This window comes from Candidatus Cryosericum odellii, assembly GCF_003570935.1.
In the GTDB taxonomy this organism is placed as follows: Bacteria; Caldisericota; Caldisericia; order Cryosericales; family Cryosericaceae; genus Cryosericum; species Cryosericum odellii.
This window is the reverse complement of record NZ_QXIU01000197.1, coordinates 1-4,057: the sequence shown is the minus strand read 5'-3', so window position 1 is coordinate 4,057 and position 4,057 is coordinate 1. Positions and strand designations below refer to the sequence as shown.

The following is a 4,057-nucleotide window of genomic DNA, read 5'->3' as shown; positions in this document are numbered from 1 at the left end:
GGATCGACACGCATGACAACGGTATTGTCCTGCTGTACCTCCCCAGGAGTGATCGTGACGTCCTTGGAGAAACCTGTCGTCTGGGTTACCAGCGCAGGACTGCCTTTGATATAGCCCAGCGTCCACCGTGGAAGGGCGAAGAACACGCCAAACGCAAACACAAACGATACGAGCGCAGACACGACGATGGCGCTGTAGAATCCCCGACCAATGTGCGGGACCCTGCCTTCAAATTGGGCCATGATCAGCAGGACAGTCGCGACCAGAAACTCGGCCAGCAGCAGAAGCCCGAACGCCACCGAGATGGACCCGGCGGCAGACAGGACGGTCACGAAAACAGCGATGAGCACCAGCCCCTGATAGTCGCGCGTATTGTCCGTCAAGACGAATCGACACACCATTGCTGCCAGCATCTCCTGCGCCAGGAGGGCGAAAAGCTGAGTCCCCAGGACCATAAGGACGAGGAACCAGACGAGGGGGAGTGCTTCGAGGGCACGCCGTCCCCAGCGCCCATGAACATGCCCGGCCAGAAGCAGGGCTACGGCGAATGCGACGGCATACAGAGCATACCAGGGCTCGACGATGGACAGAAACCCACACGCCGTAAGACCGAGTAGGAACGCCAGCACGCGCCGGATGTCCAGCGGGCTCCTCATGGGGCGCCGTTCACGAAGCTGATGTCTTCGTGTGTGAAGCTGTGCAGAGGTCCAGGATGGGGTGGGTCCTCGGTGAGTTCCGCCAGGGCCAGCAGTTCCATTGCCTGCTGCCACACCCTGCGGTCACGTCCGTTCAGAAACGATCCGGGAAGCGCAAGTGCGATGGCCTCTCCCGACTCGAAGGCCGACGTCAGGCCACTTGCGATCTTGGAGACCCCCAGTTCGAACGCCTGGCTGTCNNGGGTCGCCCCTCCGCGCCGACACCTTCCAGTCGATGTGGCGGGAATCGTCTCCCGCATGGTACCTGCGTAGAGAGAAGAAATCGCCATCGCCGCCTGCCCTCGCCCTCTCGAGACGGTGCTCACCCTGTTCGTCCTGTCGCTGCAGAAGGACAGGGTGGATCTGTGGGTATACGATCAGTTCGCCGCCGACAGCTACGTCTCTGCTCATCTCAACGATACCAAAGGGGAACGCCGACGCGATGTCCGCCCGCAATCCCGTCACACGGCCACGCGTGAGCAGGGTAAGCGTGAGCGGAAGTTCCACAGCAGAACGAGCACCCACAAAGGGGACACTCAGCGATACAGTGTCTCCACCCGCCCGGACACTGACGCGCGCGAAGAACAACGGGAACGAACCGGTATTGCGGACCCGGACGGCCAACGACGCCGGACGGCCTGCATAGACCTCGTCCACCGTGTCGAGCGAGATCTCGAGACGGCGAAGGTTGGCGACCGACAGCAGTCCCGAGAAGATGAGTGCAGAAAGGAGTGCGCTGAAGACGAGATAGAGAAGGTTGTTGCCCGAGTTGATGGCGACGGCCCCGATGCCGATGATGGCAAGGAAAAACAACAGGCCGCTGCGCGTCAGCCGTTCAGCCCTATGGGACTTCCTGAAGCGCACCTCGACCAGACTCATGGTGCTCCGGCTGCCGGAGACCCCCGTCACGCAGGCGCCGGCACCTGCTCAAAGATGCGGTCGATATCGGCGCGCGATGCCCCTTTTCGACTACCGCGACGCAGGATGCGGTGAGATACGACGTAGGGAGCCATCGTCTTGACGTCGTCAGGGACGACGAACGTGCGACCCTGAAGCAGCGCCCATGCGCGGACTGCCTTGAGCAGATCGATCGCGCCCCGGGGGCTGACGCCCACCTCGAACAGTGCCTCGGAGCGGGTCGCGCGCGCAAACGCGAGGACGTAGTCCAGCATCGCCGGCGCCACGGTCACCTGGTCGACCGCAGTCTGCGCGTCCAGTACCTGCTGGACCGAGGCTACCGGCTGCAGATTGATGGAATGCTGTCGTACGGGGCGTTCGGTCAGGATCCTGCGTTCCGCCTCGACGTCCGGGTATCCAATGCCCATGCACAGCTGGAAGCGGTCCAGTTCGCTCTCGGGAAGAGGATACGTACCCGCATACTCGATGGGATTCTGTGTGGCAATGACAAAGAACGGGTCCGGCAACTCCCATGTCATCCCGTCGATGGTGATGCGTCGATCGTTCATGGCTTCAAGAAGCGCGGACTGGGTTTTGGGACTTGCCCTGTTGATCTCATCGGCCATGACGACGTTCGCGAAGATGGGGCCGCGCCGGAACCGGAACTCCCCAGTAGCAGCCTCATAGATGTTGACGCCGAGGATATCGGCGGGAAGGAGGTCGGACGTGAACTGGATGCGGCTGTAGGAAGCGCCGATAGATTGTCCCAGCGCCTGTGCAAGTGTCGACTTTCCCACGCCCGGCACGTCCTGCAGAAGCAGGTGTCCACCTGCGATCATGGGGACCAGGGCCAGCAGGACCTGCTCATGCTTACCCCGCACCACGGTCTCGACGCTGGCCACTATCGTGGTTACCGTATCCGTCGCTGCCTGCAATCTGTCTGTTTTCTCGCTCACGTCCACTCCTCTCTGAATTAGGTTATACGACAATTGAGAAAGAACTGCAAACCTATGACCAGTCACGCCATCCTGTCAGAGCACCCGGTTAATGTCAGTCTTCATGGGCATTTTTTCGCCACCAAATCTTGACAGATTGTGATAAAGCCTATCACACGGCCTTGCTTGCATCGGATGCCGCACTACATATGATTGTGCACAGTCATGGAAGGGAAGGCTGCGGCTTTCCCTCACCACCCAACCTTCCTCGGAGAGCGGACAGCTTTGGCTGCCTGCTCTCCGGTTTTTCCGCATGCACTCTCAGTTCCCGACGTCTTCGCAGTAGCAAGTCTGATGTCTCCCGCCTTTTCGGAATATACTGTAGCGAAATCATACACGACGAAAACCAAGAGGTATGCATGAATACGATCCGCAAAAGAGAAGAGCTTGGACCCAACGTTATCAGATATGTCGTCGACGCGCCATTGGTCGCAACGCACAGAAAACCCGGACAGTTTGTCATTATCCGTGTGACGGATCATGGTGAGCGGATTCCACTGACGATTGCCGACGCGAACCCTGAGATGGGGACTATTTCATTGATCGTTCAGTCCGTCGGTAAAACCACGCGTGAGATGGCCATGCTTAGACCTGGGAATGTTATCCACGACATCGTAGGCTCCTTAGGCAAACCGACGCATATCCAGCGGTTCGGGACCGTGCTATGCGTGGGCGGTGGCATCGGAATAGCCCCGCTCTACCCTATCGCGAAGGGCATGAAGGAAGCCCGCAACCGTGTCATCACGGTCCTCGGAGCCAGGACCCACGACCTGCTCATTCTCGAAGACGACATGCGCAATGTCAGCGACGAACTCATCGTCACGACCGACGACGGGTCATACGGCACCAAGGGACTCGTGACCGACGCGATCCGCTCTCTGGTGAGCGACGGAAACCACATTGACCAGGCTGTCGTCATCGGTCCCCCTCTCATGATGAAGTTCACGTCTCTTCTCACTAGGGAACTCGGTATCCCCACGATGGCCTCCCTGAACCCCATCATGATCGACGGGACCGGCATGTGCGGCGGATGCCGCGTCACCGTGGGCGGCGAGATCAAGTTCGCCTGCGTGGACGGCCCCGAGTTCGATGCGCACGAGGTAGACTGGGACAGCATGATCCGTCGTCTCGGGACCTACCGCACAGCGGAGCAGGTTGCTGCTGACCGCTATGACCACGAGTGCCGCGTCGGCCTGGACGCCGGGGAGTCACGATGAACGCTGCCACTCGGTTCAAGCTGCCACCCGTCGTCATGCCCGAGCAGGACCCTGCCGAACGCGTCCACAACGTCCGTGAGGTGCCACTGGGGTTCACACCCGAGATGGCGTTGCAGGAAGCGCAGCGCTGCCTTCAGTGCACCAACCAGCCCTGCGTCGAAGGATGCCCCGTCGGCGTGCGCATTCCCGAGTTCATCCAGGCCATCGAGTCCGGCGACTATCTCGCCGGGATAGGAATCATCAAGCAGACCAA

4 protein-coding genes and 1 pseudogene are annotated in these 4,057 nt (G+C 60.3%); 2 read left to right on the top strand and 3 right to left on the bottom strand.

Going from position 1 to position 4,057, the window contains the following annotated elements:
* From SMC5_RS07920 to SMC5_RS07910, 3 genes are all read right to left on the bottom strand, one after another.
* Positions 1–656: DUF3488 domain-containing protein (locus tag SMC5_RS07920; protein ID WP_126854973.1), on the bottom strand; the 656-nt coding region annotated here is incomplete at its 3' end.
* Positions 657–779: 123 nt separating this feature from the next.
* Complete coding sequence (locus SMC5_RS11875; protein ID WP_455423456.1) at positions 780–1,106, bottom strand: DUF58 domain-containing protein; 327 nt, start codon at positions 1,104–1,106, stop codon at positions 780–782.
* A 494-nt stretch (positions 1,107–1,600) separates the two neighbouring features.
* Positions 1,601–2,548, bottom strand: coding sequence for an AAA family ATPase (locus tag SMC5_RS07910; protein WP_207799153.1), 948 nt, complete (start codon positions 2,546–2,548; stop codon positions 1,601–1,603).
* A gap of 398 nt (positions 2,549–2,946) precedes the next feature.
* Between SMC5_RS07910 and SMC5_RS07905 the strand changes: the two genes are divergently transcribed.
* The gene (locus SMC5_RS07905; protein ID WP_119120274.1) at positions 2,947–3,804 is read left to right on the top strand and encodes a sulfide/dihydroorotate dehydrogenase-like FAD/NAD-binding protein; all 858 of its coding nucleotides are present in this window, start codon (positions 2,947–2,949) and stop codon (positions 3,802–3,804) included.
* Positions 3,801–4,057: pseudogene (locus SMC5_RS07900) on the top strand (dihydropyrimidine dehydrogenase); the annotation flags it as partial. The gene SMC5_RS07905 and the pseudogene SMC5_RS07900, both read left to right, overlap by 4 nt.